This window comes from Curtobacterium sp. MCSS17_016 (assembly GCF_003234255.2).
In the GTDB taxonomy this organism is placed as follows: domain Bacteria; phylum Actinomycetota; class Actinomycetes; order Actinomycetales; family Microbacteriaceae; genus Curtobacterium; species Curtobacterium flaccumfaciens.
On record NZ_CP126255.1, the window covers coordinates 298,869 to 315,355 of the forward strand.

Sequence of the window (16,487 nt, forward strand, 5' to 3'; positions counted from 1 at the left end):
ACCTCCGCAAATGCGGCGGCTAGCCCACCTGCGTCATGGAGAGGAACAGGTCATACACGGGCAGGTACACGGCGATGAGGACTGCGGCGAAGATGACGCCGACGACACCGTTCGCGACCGGTTCGAGGAGGTTGGTGAGGTTGTCAGCCCGCTTGACGGCGTTCCGCTTGTACGCGGTGGCGAGGTTCTGCAGTGTCTGCTCTTCGCGGCCGGAGTTGAAGCCGTTGCGGAGGAGGAACCCGGCCTGCAACGGGATGTAGAACCCGTCGGCAATGTCGGCGAACTCCTTGGTGCCCTGCTCGAGAAACGCGATGTGGTCCCGGAGGTGCTTCTGGATTGCAGGGTTGCCGGACGCTTCCGCTGCGGTCTCGAGCGCGTCGCGTTCCGACATGCCGACGGAAAGGAGCCCGTGGAGGATGGAGAAGATCTGGGTCAGCTTCTGCGCCCGGATGACTTGCCCGATGAACGGCACCCGCAGTTGCACCCGTGCGACTTTCACCCGAACGACGTCATTCTTCGACCCCCACCAGCGGTAGTACGCGAACCAGCCGCCGATGACGAGCACGGCGACACCGCCCGCCCAGCCGAGGATGCCGCCGGATGCCATGACGGCCTGCGACAGCGGCGGCAGCGGCTTCCCGAACGACTTGAACATCGTCGCGAACGTCGGCAGCACGAAGAGGATGACGGCGTAGAGAAACAGGATGATGACGCCGAGGAGGATGGCCGGCTGCATGACCGCGGACCGGATCTTGTGAGTGAGGTCCTGACCCTCGTCGATGATGTCCGCGGCCTTCTGCAGGCTGATGCCGGACGTCCCGGCGCGCGTGCCGACGACGAGGAGGTCCCCGACCACCTTCGGGAAGATCTTCGGCTCGGTGCGGAACGCCTCCGCAAGGTCCTTCTGCCCCGACTGCACCAGGTCGTAGATACGTTGGAACGCCCCACCGAGCTCGGAGCCGTGGTACTGCTCCGCGAGGGTCGCCAACGGCACGGTCTCACCGCGTGAGGTTTCGAGCATCTCCCCGAGGGAGCGGACGGCGTCCGAGATCTCGTTGCGCTTGTTCGACTTCTCGTACTGCAGCCACGACGGCCGCCACGACTTCGCAGACCCCTCCCCCACCACGGTGACCCGTTCACTCTGACGAGTGATGCGCTGCTCAACGCGGACGGCACGGCGAGGCTGCCGGCGCGGGCGGCGCGGCGGTTGCGGGGTGAGGTTCGGGTCGGTCATCGGTCTCCTGGGCTTGGGCCGTAGGCCTATGCCGGTCCGAGCCGGCCAGCCCTGCACATGCGGCGCTTCCGCCGCATCACCAGGTGCATGCCCGCCAATCGCCCCCGACGCGAACTCATCGACGTGAAGCTCCCCGCCGGCTTCGACCCGTCACGCCACGAGCAGGCGCTCACCAAGCTCATCGAGAAGACCCACGGACCCGGGTGGGAAATCGAGAACATCAACCTCGCCCGCTCCACCGCGACCGCATCCCGCATGGTCGAAATCAACGAGGTCATCGAGCAGGAGCACGACGAAGACGAGATCCAGCTCAAGCTGTCGAAGAACACCCGCCCCGGCGACGGCGAGAAGACCGCCGTCAAGCTCGAGTCGCAGCACGAGGGGTACTTCCTCACCGAGTTCGAGCCGTACCTCGGCTACGCCGTGCTCACCCGCCTCGCACCGAACACGGTCCGCGCCCGCGGCGCCCTCTCCGTCGCCCTCGGCGTGAAGCCGTGGGAAGTCGCGGTCAAGCCACGGAAGGACGGCGGGTTCACCGTCGGCCTGCCGAAGTCGTACGTCCCGTCGAAGCACGACGACAAGCTCCAGGAAGTCGCCGAGTCCGTCATCGGGAAGATGGGCTGGTACGTCAAGACGAACGCGCACGCTCTCTCCGCGGAGGTCATCCCGTCTGACCCGCCGACGTTCCCCGCCGCGTTCAAGTACCCGCTGTCCCAGATTCAGCGCCTCAACAACGACGAGAAGCTGCTCCTCGCCACCTCCCTCGGGAGGACTGGCGACGAGCCCGGCGAGACGATCTTCCTCGACTTCGAGGCGTCTCCGCACACGCAGCTGAACGGTACAACCGGCTCCGGTAAAACGGTCACCATCAACTCGATCATCGCCGGAGCGCTGGCCGCCGGATACGAGCTGGCTCTGCTCGATGTGCCCCACAAAGCGGTCGATTTCCAAGCTTTTCGCCCGTACGTCCGCTCCGGGTTCTGGGGCTGCGACTCTCTCGAAGCGTCCGCTACGGTAGCGACCCTCGTGTACGAGGAGGGGCAGCGGCGTGCGAAGGTACTCGCCACCCACGGGGTGACAAAGATTCAGGAGCTTCCGGCTTCCATTCGCCCGAAGCCCATCCTCGTCGTCATGGACGAGCTCTCCGGCCTGTTCCAGCCGGACGACATCCCGAAGGGCGTACCGAAGGACCACCCGTTCGTCGTCTCCGCGATGCAGGCGAACGCGACCCGCGCCATCCTCATGGGTGCGACCCTCAAACTCGCGGCGGAGATGCGGTTCGTCGGTATCCGCCTGCTGCTGTCCACGCAGGTCGCGAACGCCACCACGGGTATCCCGCCGAAGCTGCGGTCGCTCCTGTCGAACAAGCTCCTGCAGGGCGTCAACCCGACGAAGGCGCAGCGTGCCCAGGTGTTCAACGACCCAACACAGGTCCCGGAGGTGCCGAGCAACGTCCGCGGCGACTCGAAGGTCTCCAAGGGTGTTGGCGTCCTCGAAATGGAGGGTCAGGAGCCGGTCGTCTACAAGTCGTTCTACGCGAGCACCGCGGAGTACGTCGAGGTCCTCAAACAGCTCGGCGTGCCCACCACACTGACGCCTGCCCCATCAGCGGCGGACATCGCCCGCATCGCACAGCCGGAGGACGGTGGCGGGTCCGACGAGCCGGCGTCGCGGATGCGGCCCGAGTACGGCGGGTTCGGACGGGACGAGAAGAAGGCACCGCGACGCAATGACGGTCTGTCCGGCGCCGCGGCCGCAGCGCACGACCTTCGGGTCCAAGCCAGCGGACCGAAGCCCGGGCTCGACGAGGACTTCTCCTGACCGATGTCAGCCGTTCGGTATAGAGCTAGCGGGCACATGCCCGCACCCCACCACCCGCATCATCTGCAAGGAGCAGCATCGTGACTTCTGTCGTCGTCTCACCTGGTGAGGACATCACCACCCACCTGTCCGAGTCCGACCGGTGGGTTGTCGCTGTGACGAACCCGACGTCGAAGGTGACGGTGCTCGCCGATTCGCTGACCGACGTCGTCGCGGACATGGTGGACGACTACGACCCGTCGGATCCGGCGAAGGCGTTCGAGCAGCGTCTCGACTACGTGGTCCGCTCGACGGCTTTCCAGCAGGCGATCGTCGCTGCGGCTGCGGTGGAAGACGGCACGCTCGACATCGACACCGTCGGTGAGGACGCGCTGACGGCGCTGTTCTCCGACCGGACGGAGGCGGCTGAGGTGACGGAGTGGAACCACTCGGTGCCGCTGCTGCACGTGTCGTCGCACTACGAGCCGTACACGGAGCGTCCGCGGCCGTCGGGGAACGTGCACCTGCTCGACCCGTACACGGAGCTGACACTGCTGCAGTCGCTGCACGCTGCAGGGAGTCTCGAGGTGCTGTTCCGTGACGTCATCGCGGATAACGACGCTGAGGACTTCGCCGCATAGCTTTCGGCAGGTGGTGCGAACCACCCGACACGCCAGGGTGCGACTGCGAGCATGCTCGCCGGACACATGCATGTCGAGAGGGGTGCCACGACGCGGTTGTCGGGGCCGCGGTGCTCCTCGCCGGAGGGGCGGTCGATGCCGCGAGTCGGGAACGCGCCGACAGCCCCTCCGGCTCTCCTTCACCTACTGGTGACGGGCGACCTGTTCGAGGGCTCGGAACATCTGCTCGCGGGTGGGGGTGTCACCTTCGTGCTTGTCGGTGTACTTCATCACCGCTTCGCCCCAGTTGATGACCTCGCCGTTGTCGATGAGGTAGACGCCGGCGGCCTTGCGCCAGGTGGCGCGGTTCGGTTCGTCGAGGGCGCTGAACATCTCCCGACGAGCGAACCGTGCGGTCGGGCGGGCGTTGTTCAGCATCCCGAACTTCTCCGCGTCCTGCTCGCCGCGGCAGATGGTGATGAGGTCGAACGCTCGCTCCAGCTGAAGATGCGTCAGCGGCGGAGCGATGTTGTGCTGCACGGGCATGGTCCTCCTGGACATGTTGAAACCGGAGGCGACTGTCGCCTCCGGTTTCGCTATGCGCGGGTGGTTCCCGAACTTGGTGACGCTACTTGCGGGGTCGTCCGTCTCGGACCCACGCGCCACGTCGAGCGAGCCGGTCCCACACGCCTGTCTGCTCCTTCGGGGCGTTGTGGTGTGCGGGGCAGCGGTGCTCGGCACGTGGTGCGTAGACGCGTCCGCAGTCGTCGCAGCCGATGAGGCGGCGGGCGGCCGGCTTGCCCTTGATGAGTGCGTTGAACACCTTCCCGGGGCTGCGTGAGCTCTTCAGCGTCTGGTAGGTCTCCTCCGTGGCTGGGTACGCGTAGTGCCGGCCGTTCATGCTGAGGGTGAGCTGGCCTGCCTTCGCGTCGAAGGCGACACCGTCGATGAACCCTGACGATGCGACTGTCTCCAGCTGCGTCCCTTCAGCGCGGACTCGGGCGCGGTACCGGTCGCGGAGGTCGTTGACGGTGCTCAGTTCCACGGTCGGGGTGCGTGATTCGAGGAGCGCTCGGACCGCTTCCGACATGCCGGCGCTGTCCTTCGCGTTCATGCCGAGGCCGGTGACGGACCACTGCTCGCCGTGCTGTGTGACACGCACCCACCCTTGGATCCCGTCGTCGCCGGCTGCGTTCGCGACCTGCACGGGAACGTCGAACGTCGCCCCGTCGATGCTGGCGGAGTACCGCTTGATGGCGGAGACGGACGGCATGCGGATGGCGATGTCCTCGCCCTTGTACCAGCGGCGGCTGGTGCGGCGGGATCCGGTGAGGGATGTTCCGGCGCTCTTCGACGGGGTGAAGTCGTCGGGCATCTTCGGGTGTGCGACACCGTCACGCCATTCGGCGTTCCCGAACGACCGGCGCCACCAGTCTTCACGGTTCGCGTCGCCCTGCTTGCCGGCGGCCGCGGTGGACTGCGCGGTGACGAACGATGCGTGCTCGAGGGCGTCCTTCCGCGAGGAGATCAGCGACGTCAGCGACGGCGGCTCGGCGGTGAGTTCGACCTGTGGTGCTGCAGCGCCGCCGTCGCGGCTGAAGTAGTACTCGCCACCGGAGCGGGTTCGGCCCGTGGTCGGGTCGATGTTCCCCGCTCCGGGGACGTCCTTGAGTCGTGTGGCTGTTGCGGCGGTCATGCCCTACTTGTGCGCGGCGACGGTCAGCGCAGCAGGCCGGCGAGGGTGCGGCGCGGCTTCGTCTGCTTCCGGGTCGCTGCCTTGTGCTGCGGCGGGCAGCGGTGCTCGTCGAGGTTGCCGCTGTACCGGTTGCACTTGGGGCACTCGGCGAGGCTGACGCCTTCCTTCTTCGACTTGAACAGCCGCTGGAACACCGCGCCGGGCTTCGAGTTGGTGCGCAGCTGGTCGAACTCCTCGCGGGTCGCTTCGTACCCGGTGATGCGGCTGCCGAGCTTCATCGCGAGCATCTTCGATGCGGCGTTGTAGCCGACGGCGGAGAGCACCATGGGGGCACCTTCGACGCTGGTCATCGCGACACCGATCTTCGAGAAGCGGTCTACGCGGGACTGACGGATGTCGTCGATGCCGGCGAACGCGCCGGACACCGTCCGCGCTTCGAGAAGTGCGTTCACCGTCTCGGAGACGTAGCTGTTGACCTTCGGGTCCATGCCGAGACCGCTGACGGTCCACTGCCCTGGTCCGTTCTTGGTGACCCGCACCCACCCCTGCACGTCACCGTTCGGTGTCGTTGCCGAGATGGGGATGTCCACCGTCTCGTAGTCGTTCACCCGGGCGAACGCCTTGATGGTGTTCACGGACGGCATGGTCACTTCGACGCCTCCGGGCGCGGTGTACTTGCGGCGGGACAGCCGACGGTTGCCGCGGTACCCGTTCTCCTTGTTGCGTGCGGAGAAGTCCTCGGGGAGCTGTGCGTAGCCGGCGCGGTCGTCGCCGCTGTATTCGGCGCGGACGGCGGCAGTGTTCCACCACGTCTCGGAGTTCTTCTCCGCACCGGTGACGAGGCCGCCGGCGATGGCGGGCACGAACCCGGATCCGCGGAGCGCAGCACGACGAGCGTCGGCTTCTTCGGCGGTGTTCCCACCGGCGCGGGGTGCGCTGAGGCTGATGGTCGCGTCGGTGCGAGTGTCGCGGTCGAACTCGCCGCCGTTGCCGGGGGTGCCGTTGTCCTTCTTGCGGACACGGGTCGGAGCGGTGGTGGTAGCCATGCTGAGCATGTGTGCGGCGGGCGGCTTACCGCGCCGCGGCATAGGGGTGGTGTGCCCCCGAAAGCGAAGTTCTCATCCCCTGAGCAGACGAAGCTCGCCAACGCCCTGCGGAGCGCTTTCGAAGCCGGCCGCATCGGGCCGAACGTCGAGGAACTGCTCGACTCAGTGCAGGGGCCCGGGTGGAAGGAGAGGCGCGCGTACAACAAGTTGCCGTTCGAAACTGTCGTCGAGCATCTGCGCGCGTACGGTGCTGAGTTCGGGCACACGGCGGTGCCCGCGGACTACAGGACGGTAGACGGGTTCGCGCTCGGTCGCTGGGTGCTGAACGTCCGGACGGGGAGGAATGGGACCGGATTCCGCCGGCTGCCAGACCACGAGGTGGCGGTGCTGGAAGGGCTACCTGGGTGGTCTTGGGATCGCCGAGTCGTCCGGTCTGATGAGGCACGTCTCATCACCGCATGATCTGAGATCCCAGCAGCTTGGTTGTGGTCCGCATAGGGCCGGTATGACCAAGCCCAAGCCGTCCGGTTTCACCCACGAGTCCCCGAAGTCCAAGTCCATCTCCTGGTACACGCCGCCGGAGATCTTCGACGCGTTGAACCTCATCTACGACCTCGACCCCTGCTCCCCCGGCCTCGACAAGTCCTTCGTGCCGGCCATCGCCTGCTACACCGAGGCGGACGACGGACTGACCTCGCCGTGGCACGGACTGACGTGGGTGAACCCGCCGTACGACGACACACGCACCTGGCTGCGGAAGCTCGCCGAGCACGGCAGCGGCGTCGCTCTCGTCTTCGCCCGCACCGACACCGCATGGTTCCACGAAGCGGCGGCAACCGCCGACGTGGTCTGCTTCATCTCCGGCCGCATCCGCTTCTACCAGGGCGACATGGTCACCCGCGGCGGCTCCCCCGGCGCAGGATCGATGCTCCTCGCCTACGGCACGGAAGCCGCCGACGCCGTCCGGCAGTCCGGACTCGGGATGTGCTTCACCCGGAGTTGAGGGTCTACGCGAAGTCTTCCTGCACCTCGCGGACAGCACCCTCGATGACGGGTACGCCATCGGTGTCGTTGAGGATGACGATCATGCCCATGCCTTCGCCTTCCCCCCGGGCGACGCGGGCGAACGCCTCTTCGTGAGCAGCGGGCAGGTCAGCCCATTTGCTGGCGGTGGTGATGAAGACGGTGCGTGGCTCCGGTGCATCGTCGTCGAGTTCGGTGAGGAACCATTCGATTGCGGCGGGGTCCCCGTCGTCCAGCATCGGGATCATGTCCGTGCTCGGTGGTTCTTCGGCGACTCCGTGCTGTTGAGCGTCGATGAGCTCCTGCGCGATGCTTTCAGCGACGCTGCTCTCGGTAGCGACGGTCAGCGCATCGTCGGTCTGCACGATGACGAGATGCTGCTCAATGCCGGTGAGTCCGATGTCGATCATGACCCGCCCCTTCCACTGGTCGCTCTGATCAAAGCGGACGGGGTGCGCCGTCGTCAACGCACCATCAGGCGCACATGTCGCAGATGCCGGAAACCGGCAGTTCGACGAAGTGTTCCATGCAGACTGCCGCGGGTGCCGGTTCAGCGCGCTCCGCTGCTTCGCGACGTGCGATGCTGGCACGAGCTGCAGCGGCGAGGACGCGGGAGTCCGCGCCGGCACGCTGGTCACCGATCTTGTCGGTGAGCTCCTCACCGGAGATGGCAGCCTTGTACCAGGACGTGATCGTCGCAGCACGCCGGTCGAGCGTGGACCCGGTGAGGTCGGTTTCCTCCTCCATGTACTCGGCGAGGCCTGCCTCTCCGCGGTACGTGTACTCGTCGACTGCGGGGACACGGGTGACGAGCTGACGGATCAGGTCGGCGCGCTCGGCGGTGTCGGCGAGCTGCAGGTGCTCCCCGAGCTCGGTCAGCGCGTAGGTACGGAGTCCGCCCGTGTTGCTTGTCTCGACGAGCCCGAGGTAGCCGGCTGCGTCGGCGTAGTAGGTACCTTCACGTTCGGCCGTCACACCGATGGTGTCGGCGATCGCTGCTGAGGTGTCAGCGTTCGCGGCGACAGCGTCGACGACGGTGACGATCTTCTCGAGGTCGTTAGCCTGCGGGAACGGGAACGAGTCGTTGACGGTCGACTGGGACCGGAACGACGTGAGCGTCACTGCTGGTGCAGCTGTTCCTCCGTCGCGGGAGTGGTAGAACTGGCCGCCGGAGATGGTTCGGCCGGTCGCGTCCTTGGTGCCGGCTCCCTGAACGTCCTTGATGCGGGTCGCTGTCATCGTCATACCGGTGGTGTGTGCGGCGATGCGATCCCGCGGCATTCAAGTGGCTAGGACCGCTTCTGCGTCTGCTTCGGTCAGCAACCCGCGCTTGGCGAGACTGACGTGCCGGCGATGCCAGACCTCTTCGGCGAGGAGTGCACCTTGGTCGTAGCGGATGCCGTCGGCGCGAAGTCGAAGCAGTGAGGCTCGTGCTTCGAGGTGTCGTTGAACGCTGAGCCGCGGCTGGGTGAAGACGAACTGCGGCAGCAGGTCGCGTATGTCGTCGGCGATGCTGGTCTGCCAGCGGCTCCCGGGTTCGAGGTGCTCGGGAAGCCGTCCGGTCTGAACCGCGAAGGTGAGGACGGTGAGGAGGCGACGCCGCTGCACCGGGCTACCGGGGAGTTGCCGGAGCGAAGTTCTAGTCGCTTCGACCAGTAGCCGCGGGTCGATGTCAGCATCGACGATCCGGACGCCAGCGGCAACGAGCGCACCGATTGCATCGCGGGCGATGTCCCACCTCCTGTCGCCGGACGTCCTCGACCAACCAGGTACTCGTCGAAGGGCGGTCCGCTGCTGCAGCGTCAGGTTTTGGTCTCGCTGACCAGAAATCCAGCGGTGGAGTCCGGCTGCCGCTGTGTCGGAAGCGGTGGGCGCCCGGCCGCCGTGCGCGTCGAGCCACTGCAGGTACGCCGCGTGTGTGGCCCACCATCGGCGCTCGGCTGGGTCGCGGCTCCACCCCGGGTCGACCGCGTTCAGCGCTTCCCTGACCTCCGGGGGCATCTCACCGCGGCGTACCGCGCGCTGCATGGCGCGAGTCAGCGTCGCGTTCACGCTGCCGCCCGCTTGACGATGTCGCTGCGGGACTTGTCAGCGAACGCTGCCTCCGCGTCCGCGACAGTCCACCCACCTTCGACCAGCCAGCGGATGATGAGTTCGCGGTCACTCGCGCTCTGCTCCCGCTGCGACGTCCGGACGGTAGCCAGTCGCAGGCTGTTCGCGATCTTCGCGACGACGTCCGCACTCAGGCTGGGGATGGAAACGACGACCTTGTCACCGATGATTCGGTGCCCACCGAGCGCGGCCACGGCACCGGTGGCGGTGATAGCACTCGATTCGACATCATCAACGAGGCCTTCGAGGTCGCCGGCGTCCGGAAACTCGTCAGTGGGGATGCCTTCGCGCTTCGCGCGGCGTTCGAGACCAAGAGCTGCGACGGTGAGGAAGTGGCGGATGCTCCGGTCGTGCTGGCCGAGGGCGTCGAGGACTTCGAAGACGGCTCGCCATGGATTCGACGGCCCCGTGAGGTCACCGATCTGCCCCGCAGTCAGAGCCCCATCCTCGTTCAGCGTCACGGCCACGGGAACGATGATGTGCCCGACGGTCTTCCCCTCCGCGCGCCGGATGGCTCGTCCGATGCTCTGCGCGATCTCCACAGGGCTCGCCTTCGGTTCAGCGATGATGATGGCGTCGAGCGCGGGGATGTCGATGCCCTCATTGAGGCATCGAACGTTCGAGATGACGTACCCGTCGGTGCTGGCCATCCGAGCGAGGTGCTGCTCGCGAGTGTCAGCGTTCATCTGACCGCTCACCATGCTTGCCGCGGGGAGGTCCACGTCGGCATCCACGAGACGGGCGTACTCTTCCGCTGCGGCGAGGCTGTTGTGGTAGCTGATGACGCGGGTTGCTCCCAGCGCCAGGGCGTGCCGGAGGGCCTGCACCGCTGCGAACGTTCCCCCGTCGATGCGACCCCCGGCCGATTCCATGAAGGTCCGCTCTTCGATGTGCGCCTGGTAGTCCTCGTCGGTAACGCCGAGGATCGACACTCGGTAGTCGGAGAGGATCCCTTCTTCGATTGCGTCACCGAAGGTGAACTCGTGGGCAACGGGCCCGAAGGTCGTGTTCGCTTCGCCAAGGCTGTCCAGCTCGACGCCGTACTTGCGGGCGAGGACTGTGGCCCTTGCGCTCACCTGTCTGGCGGTTGCAGTGGCGTACACCCGCCACCGGGCGCGGAGTCGTTCCCTGCCGTCGTTCTTCCGCTTGACCTCTTCGCCGAGGGAGTCGTTCGTCGCTTTGGTGGCCACGAGATGGTGCGCTTCGTCGTTGAACGCGTAGTCGAACTCGGCAAGCCCGTGGTGGTGCTGGGCAGTCACGAGCAGATGCGCAGACTGATACGTGCAGAAGACGATGAGACGCTCACTGGTGTCGCTCCCGTTGGCGACGAACGCAGCGATGTCAGCAGCGTTCCTGAGCACCTGCGTTCCGAGGTCGTCGGTGTCCACCGCTGTGTCATCGTCGCCGCGGCGCCGTCGCCCGCCGACGGTGTCGTCCGAGCACACCGCGAGAGTAGTGATGAGTCGGCCTGCATGCTGACGCCGCACGTGCTGGATGGTCTGCGCCATGAGTGCGAGGCTGGGGACGAAGTAGACAACGGTCTTCGCCTCGAGCTCGTCCGCGATGCCCACGGAGGTGATGGTCTTCCCCGTCCCACAGGCGCTGAGGAGCTGGCACTCCGGTACCGCTCGAAGCGATGCGACGACGTCCTCGACCGCGTCCACCTGGTGCGGTCGAAGGGTGAACGGCTTCGCGCGATGGCCGGGCTCTCCCACGACTGCGAGGAGGTCCTCCCAAGTGTCTGGGTAGGCGGTCGCACCGCGCAGCCAGGACCGGTTCAGAACGGTGACGTTCTGGCCAGCTTGCTGACGTTTGGCGACCTCGGCCGCGTTCCGGCCGAGCCCGGACCCGCTTGTTACGAGCAGTCGGCGCTGCACGTTCGGGAGCGTGTCACTGGCGACGACGAAGTTGGTGAAGTCGGTGAGGTCGACACGACGGTCTGCGGCATAGCCCTTGTTCTGCACGGTCCACAGGTCTCCGCTGACCGTGGTGATCACGCGATCCACTCCGACATCCTGACGGGACCGTCCATTGCGGACTGCCCACTGGCCATACGTCTCGATGGTCTTGATGTGCGGTCCGTACTCCGCGGACTGGCGAAGGGCGTAGTCGCTGACCAGCTCGAAGTGCGAACCGTACTGACTGTTGTCTCGTGGGTCGCGCGGGATGGCGCGCTCGAGCGCGTCGAAGGTGGAGCTGGTCATGGTGGGGCTATGCCGGTGGCATGACCTCAGGCGGCAGCACGCGCTCCGCAGCGAGGGTGCAGCGCAGTTCTGCGACAAGTTCGGACCAGTCGCGCTCCCCCACTGCTGCGAGGTGCACGATGGTCAGCGCTGTCGAGTACCCGGCGCCATAGACCGCGTTCGTTCCGCGAGCCCCGACGACGCGTGCTGCGGGCCTTCCGCCCGACACGGTGCCGTGTGCTGCCCTCCGCAGATGGTGCTGTAGCTGCCGCTTCGAGTAGCGACGAGCGAAACGGACTGCCGGCGACGCGACTCCGAAGCGGTCCCGTCCCCTGATGGCGACTGTTCGGTACGACCTATCGCGTTGGTGCTGGTCGGCGAGGACAAACAGAACATCCGTGGTGACGTTCGCTGCCTTGTGCAGCGCCAACCGCTCGGCGGCCGCAACCGAGTCGAGCACAGTGGCCGAGCCGCAGAGCTGGTCGATGGCATCGACCTGTTCGCGGTCTCCTTCGAGGATGGCGCTGATCAGGGCGATGCCGACGCCGGCGCCGTGTGTCTGTTCGTTCGTGATACTCCCCCGGTGGTGCGCCCGCTGTCCTTCGAGGTCGCATCCCTCCTTATGCGGCGACTCACTGGTGAGGCAGGTGACGCGCATTGCCAATGTCAGGCGAGCCGGCGGCACGGTCTGCTCGTCGTCACCAGTCATGCTGGTGAGCCTGGTCACTGAATCACAAGCCGACGGTAGAAGCTCGCTGGTGTCACCGGTCTCACCAGTCGTGCTGGTGAGACCGGTGACGCTGGTGCGTCTGCGACTGCCTGCCAGGACCTGCTTGCGCCACTCGAATAACGCTGTGCGCCCGCCTGCGCCGTTGGACCCCCGTTCGTAGGCAATCATCCCGGTGGTTCCTCGTTCGTCGATTACACCCGAATTGCCGCAAACTGGTGACGCTGGTCACGACAGTCAGCCCACACCAGTCTCACCAGTCTCACCTGCACTACTGGGTATCCTGGTGACTTGCCAGTCAAGCCGGTGTCACCAGCAAGCGTTGGCTGGGGTCACCTTTGTCACCTGTCAGGCCAGTCTGCGCAAAACAGTCAGGCCAGCACGACTGGTCTCGCCGGTCACGCAGGTAGAGTGGTCGAGCAGAGGAACAGGGACCCGGTGGCGCGAGACCAGCGTCACCAGTCACACCAGCGTCACCATTCCGTGGGGGAGACCCCACAAGTAGCGGAGTAGAAGATGTCCTTCACCATCGATCGGTCCTCGCTTCAGCGAGTCGTGGCCGTCATTAACAACAAGGGCGGCGTCGGCAAGACGACGCTCTGCGCCAACATCGGGGGCATCCTCGCTGAAGCGGGATGGCGGATTCTCGTCATCGAACTCGACCCGCAAGGCAACCTCGGTCTCGACCTCAGCTACCGGTACGGCGACGGAGATGACAAGGGCTCCGGACTGTCCAAGTCCATCCTCTTCGGCGACAGGCTCCAGCCCCTTAAGAACGTCAGGCCCAACCTCGACGTCCTGCCCGGGGGAGAGCACATCGAAATCCTCGACAAAGGCATCAGCCCCCGCATGAGCCAGTCCGGCACCGAGGGAACGGCTGCGCGGTTGAGCCTCGCGACGTCACTGTCCGCCATCGCCGACGACTACGACCTCATCCTCCTCGACTGCCCGCCGAACATCGACAGCATCCAGATGCTCGCGGTCGCCGCTGCCCGGTACATCCTCATCCCCGCGAAGGCCGACGACGCAAGCATCGACGGCCTTCGCCTCACCGCACGACGGCTGGACAAGGTCGTCGACATCAACCCGGACGTGGATCTCCTGGGCGTCGTGAACTTCGACTCCAGCACGTCCGAAACCAAGGTGCGCCAGGAGTTCGCTGACGACGTTGTCGAGGCGCTCGAGAGTGAAGAGGCACGGAAGTTCATCTTCACGAGCTACGTCCGCCACTCCGGCGCAACTGCGAAGGCGGCTCGCAAGAAGCGAGTGCTGGTGCACGAACTCGAGAAGAGCGTCAAGAAGCAAGAGAAGTGGTACGAAGCAATCCGTCGCGGCGCGAAGCACGTGTCTGCTGGCCCTCAGGCCGCGGGCAACGTCGCAGACAGCCTGTACGCAGTGACGCAAGAGCTGACCGCACGGCTCACCGCCGCTGAGGCAGACCTCGCGGAGGCAGCGAATGTCTGACGAAAGCCGCATCATCGCCGGACCGCCAAGCCGGCCGTTCAGTGGGGGAGGGGCCGGCTCCTTGCTCCGAGCGAACCGCGCCGCGCAGCAGCAGTCCGGCGTGGCCGAAGAGCAGTCGCGCTCCGTGGCGCCCCCGCCTCCTGCACCTCGCCGAGCAGCTCAGCAGGTCATCGCCTCTCCACCGGACGCAGCTGCGGATAGCGAACCAGTGATCACGGTGGAGCCGACTGCGACCCCGCCGGTGACGTTCCGCGAGCCAGCGCAGCCACCGCAGCAGGCGACGGCTCCGGCAGTGCAGCAGGAAGACTCGGGTCTCAACGCGGCACCAGTTCCGCAGCCAGTTGCGGGCCCCTCGACGCCGTACACGCGTCGTCGGTACGGCGACAGGGGAGATGAGAACCCAGACGACATCGTGAAGGTCACCTTCGAGATTCGCCGCGGAGACCGCGACGCGTTCAACAACGCCTTCGCCGCGGCGGCCTTGCACGAGGGCTACTCGACCCCGAAGGACATCATCGTCGACATCTACGTCGCAGAGACGAGGCGGCTGCAGGACACCTACAACGGAGGCGAGCCCTTCCCGCAGCGTTCCAAGCAGGCGCCGCGAGGGCGACCCATCCGCCGGGCGGAGTGACAGCAGCTGCCGACGGAGACCTCAATGTCGGCGGTGACCCGTAGATCAGAAGCATGTATCCGCCACCGCGTCGTAGAGGAACACTGCGACACGCCGAGCAAGTTCCGACGTGGGTATCTGATCCGCAGCCACGCTGTGCGGGTACCAACTCGGATGGGGGAGCGCCAGGCACAGTGCGCTCTGCCGGGTGGGACGCACTGACCAAGTCCGCTTCCGCGCGACCACTGCTTCCATCATGCCCCGGAAGGTCCTGATGACCGACACTCTTGCGACCGAGCTGACCCTCGTCGATGTGCCCGCCGATGCGCCAATCACCGTCAGTGAGACGACCGCACGTCTGGTCAACTACGCGGCGAACCTCGAAGGCGGTGACGAGGAGGCCATGGACATCGGCTACTCGGCACGCATCTGGGCTCAGGTGTCGCTCCCGTACCGCAACCCCGGCAACATCCCGTACTGGGAGCGGCGGAACGGTTCGGTGTCACTGATGATGCAGCCGGCACTGCTCCTCGACGCTGAGACGGGGGAGCGCACGCCGGCGTACCCGTACGGTGTCCTTCCGCGGCAGGCGATGAACTGGATGGCCACGGAAGCCGTGCTGACGCAGAGCAAGCAGCTCGAGCTCGGCCGTTCCATGAAGGCGTTCATGGCGAAGATCGGGCTCGCGCATGGGGGCCGCGACGCGAAGCGAGTTGCGGATGGGCTGCGTCGACTGTTCGGTGCAAACCTCAGCGTTGAGGGCCTGGAAATCCGCCCAGACGGTCACGGCGAGGCAATCGAGTACTTCCGCATCGCGGACAGCGTTCGTCTCTGGTTTGGTAAGGACGACGTCGAGGACAACGAAGGCCTGTGGCAGTCCACGGTCACGCTCTCCGAGCGGTTCTACGACTCCATCGTCTCCTCGCCCGTCCCCATCGACCTCAACGCGATGAAGGCGCTGGGCAAGTCGGCCATGCGCATGGACATCTACCTGTGGCTGACGTACCGCATGTTCTACCTGCGCAAGCCCACCCGCATCAAGTGGAACGACCTGAACCTGCAGTTCGGTGCTCAGTACACGCAGCCGCACAAGTTCAAGGCGGCTTTCGAGGGCCACCTTCGCGCCATCAAGATCATCTACCCGGAAGCCCGCGTCGAGCCGACTCCGGAGTACCTCATCCTGCGGCCGTCCCCGCCTCATGTGGAGCCGACGAAGCCTCGACGTGAGGTCGAAGCCTAAGCCGCTTCTAAAACAGCGGGAGAGGGGCGCCTACGGGCGCCTCTTTCTTGTGGGTACTGAGGACCAGATACCCACACGGTGAACTTCCCGCCCCGGGGGAGCGAGCCGGCGTGGGTATCTGGTCCTTCCTGTGGCTGGCCATTCGTCGCGCCTTCTAGGCCCCGGGGCAACGCGCCGTGGGTATCTGGTCCTTCAGTGCCCGAGACGAGCAGCCAGGTGTGGGTATCCGGTCCCCTCTCGAGCGTGGGTATCTGGTCCGCACAGGCCGCAGCGTGCGCCGCCAGCGCTGTGGGTATCTGGTCCCCTCGGGCTACCGATTTCCCGACCACGCGCGTGGGTAATTGGTCCTTGAACGTGGGTATCTGGTCCCAAAACAAACCCGCAGCCCCGGTTACACCGCGCTGCGAGCGGCCAGTCGATGGGAGGGCGTGGGTATCTGGTCCTCCGCGTGTGGCCGCCTGCATGATCCCGGGCCCATCGCCGACGGGTGAGCTCCCCGGCCCATCGGCGTGGGTATCTAGTCCCTGACCGTGGGTATCTAGTCCCTGCGTCCCGAACGACCGAGCGCAGGCTTGGTGGGTATCTGGTCCGCTCCACGCTCTGTCCCCCGAGGCTATGGGTATCTGGTCCGCACGCAAACTGCCCCCGCGGATCGGCTTCACCCTGAGCGGCTCCGCTCCCCGCTGGAACGTGGGTATCTGGTCCCCTCAGAGCTCGCAGCTGGTCCGC

At 66.2% G+C, this 16,487-nt stretch carries 16 protein-coding genes; 7 read left to right on the forward strand and 9 right to left on the reverse strand.

Annotation, left to right across the window (positions count from 1 at the left end):
• Positions 1-19 precede the first annotated feature (19 nt).
• Entirely contained in the window at positions 20-1,234 is a 1,215-nt protein-coding gene (locus tag DEJ19_RS20285; RefSeq protein WP_111231970.1) for a type II secretion system F family protein, read from the reverse strand.
• Positions 1,235-1,321: 87 nt separating this feature from the next.
• On the opposite strand from DEJ19_RS20285, the gene DEJ19_RS20290 reads away from it, so the two are divergent.
• Together DEJ19_RS20290 and DEJ19_RS20295 are read left to right on the forward strand one after the other, a co-directional pair.
• Entirely contained in the window at positions 1,322-3,055 is a 1,734-nt protein-coding gene (locus DEJ19_RS20290; RefSeq protein WP_181441423.1) for an FtsK/SpoIIIE domain-containing protein, read from the forward strand.
• 80 nt (positions 3,056-3,135) lie between these two features.
• Positions 3,136-3,675 (forward strand): hypothetical protein, encoded by a 540-nt coding sequence (locus tag DEJ19_RS20295; RefSeq protein WP_111231968.1) that lies wholly within the window; start codon positions 3,136-3,138, stop codon positions 3,673-3,675.
• 183 nt (positions 3,676-3,858) lie between these two features.
• On the opposite strand, the gene DEJ19_RS20300 is transcribed toward DEJ19_RS20295, so the two are convergent.
• From DEJ19_RS20300 to DEJ19_RS20310, 3 genes are all read right to left on the reverse strand, one after another.
• Positions 3,859-4,200, reverse strand: a complete 342-nt coding sequence (locus DEJ19_RS20300) for a hypothetical protein (RefSeq protein WP_111231967.1) — start codon at positions 4,198-4,200, stop codon at positions 3,859-3,861.
• Positions 4,201-4,282: 82 nt separating this feature from the next.
• Positions 4,283-5,350 (reverse strand): hypothetical protein, encoded by a 1,068-nt coding sequence (locus tag DEJ19_RS20305; protein WP_111231966.1) that lies wholly within the window; start codon positions 5,348-5,350, stop codon positions 4,283-4,285.
• A 23-nt stretch (positions 5,351-5,373) separates the two neighbouring features.
• Positions 5,374-6,396 carry a hypothetical protein gene (locus DEJ19_RS20310; RefSeq protein WP_146250465.1) on the reverse strand — a complete coding sequence of 341 codons (1,023 nt, stop codon included), beginning with the start codon at positions 6,394-6,396 and terminating at the stop codon, positions 5,374-5,376.
• Positions 6,397-6,447: 51 nt separating this feature from the next.
• Between DEJ19_RS20310 and DEJ19_RS20315 the strand changes: the two genes are divergently transcribed.
• A complete protein-coding gene (locus tag DEJ19_RS20315) occupies positions 6,448-6,858 on the forward strand; it encodes a helicase associated domain-containing protein (protein WP_181441422.1) in 411 nt (136 codons plus the stop codon).
• Positions 6,859-6,901: 43 nt separating this feature from the next.
• Entirely contained in the window at positions 6,902-7,399 is a 498-nt protein-coding gene (locus DEJ19_RS20320) for a DNA N-6-adenine-methyltransferase (RefSeq protein ID WP_181441421.1), read from the forward strand.
• A gap of 4 nt (positions 7,400-7,403) precedes the next feature.
• Here the strand turns inward: DEJ19_RS20320 and DEJ19_RS20325 are convergent, their stop codons facing one another.
• The 5 genes from DEJ19_RS20325 to DEJ19_RS20345 all read right to left on the reverse strand — a co-directional run bounded on the left by DEJ19_RS20325 (position 7,404) and on the right by DEJ19_RS20345 (position 12,612).
• Positions 7,404-7,829 (reverse strand): hypothetical protein, encoded by a 426-nt coding sequence (locus DEJ19_RS20325; protein WP_111231962.1) that lies wholly within the window; start codon positions 7,827-7,829, stop codon positions 7,404-7,406.
• 64 nt (positions 7,830-7,893) lie between these two features.
• Positions 7,894-8,664 (reverse strand): DUF7226 domain-containing protein, encoded by a 771-nt coding sequence (locus tag DEJ19_RS20330; RefSeq protein WP_146250463.1) that lies wholly within the window; start codon positions 8,662-8,664, stop codon positions 7,894-7,896.
• 36 nt (positions 8,665-8,700) lie between these two features.
• Positions 8,701-9,471: a hypothetical protein gene (locus DEJ19_RS20335; protein WP_146250461.1), complete on the reverse strand. Its 771-nt coding sequence runs from the start codon at positions 9,469-9,471 to the stop codon at positions 8,701-8,703.
• On the reverse strand, positions 9,468-11,735 hold the full coding sequence (locus DEJ19_RS20340; protein WP_111231959.1) for a DEAD/DEAH box helicase family protein: 2,268 nt from the start codon (positions 11,733-11,735) through the stop codon (positions 9,468-9,470). Before DEJ19_RS20340 ends, DEJ19_RS20335 begins: the two co-directional genes overlap by 4 nt.
• A 7-nt stretch (positions 11,736-11,742) precedes the next feature.
• Positions 11,743-12,612 carry a hypothetical protein gene (locus tag DEJ19_RS20345; protein ID WP_111231958.1) on the reverse strand — a complete coding sequence of 290 codons (870 nt, stop codon included), beginning with the start codon at positions 12,610-12,612 and terminating at the stop codon, positions 11,743-11,745.
• A 345-nt stretch (positions 12,613-12,957) separates the two neighbouring features.
• Between DEJ19_RS20345 and DEJ19_RS20350 the strand changes: the two genes are divergently transcribed.
• The 3 genes from DEJ19_RS20350 to DEJ19_RS20360 all read left to right on the forward strand — a co-directional run bounded on the left by DEJ19_RS20350 (position 12,958) and on the right by DEJ19_RS20360 (position 15,758).
• Positions 12,958-13,905 carry a ParA family protein gene (locus tag DEJ19_RS20350; RefSeq protein WP_111231957.1) on the forward strand — a complete coding sequence of 316 codons (948 nt, stop codon included), beginning with the start codon at positions 12,958-12,960 and terminating at the stop codon, positions 13,903-13,905.
• 412 nt (positions 13,906-14,317) lie between these two features.
• Positions 14,318-14,539 (forward strand): ParB family protein, encoded by a 222-nt coding sequence (locus DEJ19_RS20355; protein ID WP_111231956.1) that lies wholly within the window; start codon positions 14,318-14,320, stop codon positions 14,537-14,539.
• Between the two features lie 253 nt (positions 14,540-14,792).
• Positions 14,793-15,758 carry a replication protein RepA gene (locus DEJ19_RS20360; protein ID WP_181441420.1) on the forward strand — a complete coding sequence of 322 codons (966 nt, stop codon included), beginning with the start codon at positions 14,793-14,795 and terminating at the stop codon, positions 15,756-15,758.
• Positions 15,759-16,487: the final 729 nt, after the last annotated feature.

What these genes read in the sequence shown, in the direction of transcription:
- DEJ19_RS20285 (WP_111231970.1), bottom strand. Translation starts at nt 1,234, where the DNA reads ATGACCGACCCGAACCTCACCCCGCAACCGCCGCGCCGCCCGCGCCGG.
- DEJ19_RS20290 (WP_181441423.1), top strand. Translation starts at nt 1,322, where the DNA reads ATGCCCGCCAATCGCCCCCGACGCGAACTCATCGACGTGAAGCTCCCC.
- DEJ19_RS20300 (WP_111231967.1), bottom strand. Translation starts at nt 4,200, where the DNA reads ATGCCCGTGCAGCACAACATCGCTCCGCCGCTGACGCATCTTCAGCTG.
- DEJ19_RS20305 (WP_111231966.1), bottom strand. Translation starts at nt 5,350, where the DNA reads ATGACCGCCGCAACAGCCACACGACTCAAGGACGTCCCCGGAGCGGGG.
- DEJ19_RS20310 (WP_146250465.1), bottom strand. Translation starts at nt 6,396, where the DNA reads ATGGCTACCACCACCGCTCCGACCCGTGTCCGCAAGAAGGACAACGGC.
- DEJ19_RS20320 (WP_181441421.1), top strand. Translation starts at nt 6,902, where the DNA reads ATGACCAAGCCCAAGCCGTCCGGTTTCACCCACGAGTCCCCGAAGTCC.
- DEJ19_RS20325 (WP_111231962.1), bottom strand. Translation starts at nt 7,829, where the DNA reads ATGATCGACATCGGACTCACCGGCATTGAGCAGCATCTCGTCATCGTG.
- DEJ19_RS20330 (WP_146250463.1), bottom strand. Translation starts at nt 8,664, where the DNA reads ATGACGATGACAGCGACCCGCATCAAGGACGTTCAGGGAGCCGGCACC.
- DEJ19_RS20340 (WP_111231959.1), bottom strand. Translation starts at nt 11,735, where the DNA reads ATGACCAGCTCCACCTTCGACGCGCTCGAGCGCGCCATCCCGCGCGAC.
- DEJ19_RS20345 (WP_111231958.1), bottom strand. Translation starts at nt 12,612, where the DNA reads ATGATTGCCTACGAACGGGGGTCCAACGGCGCAGGCGGGCGCACAGCG.
- DEJ19_RS20350 (WP_111231957.1), top strand. Translation starts at nt 12,958, where the DNA reads ATGTCCTTCACCATCGATCGGTCCTCGCTTCAGCGAGTCGTGGCCGTC.
- DEJ19_RS20360 (WP_181441420.1), top strand. Translation starts at nt 14,793, where the DNA reads ATGACCGACACTCTTGCGACCGAGCTGACCCTCGTCGATGTGCCCGCC.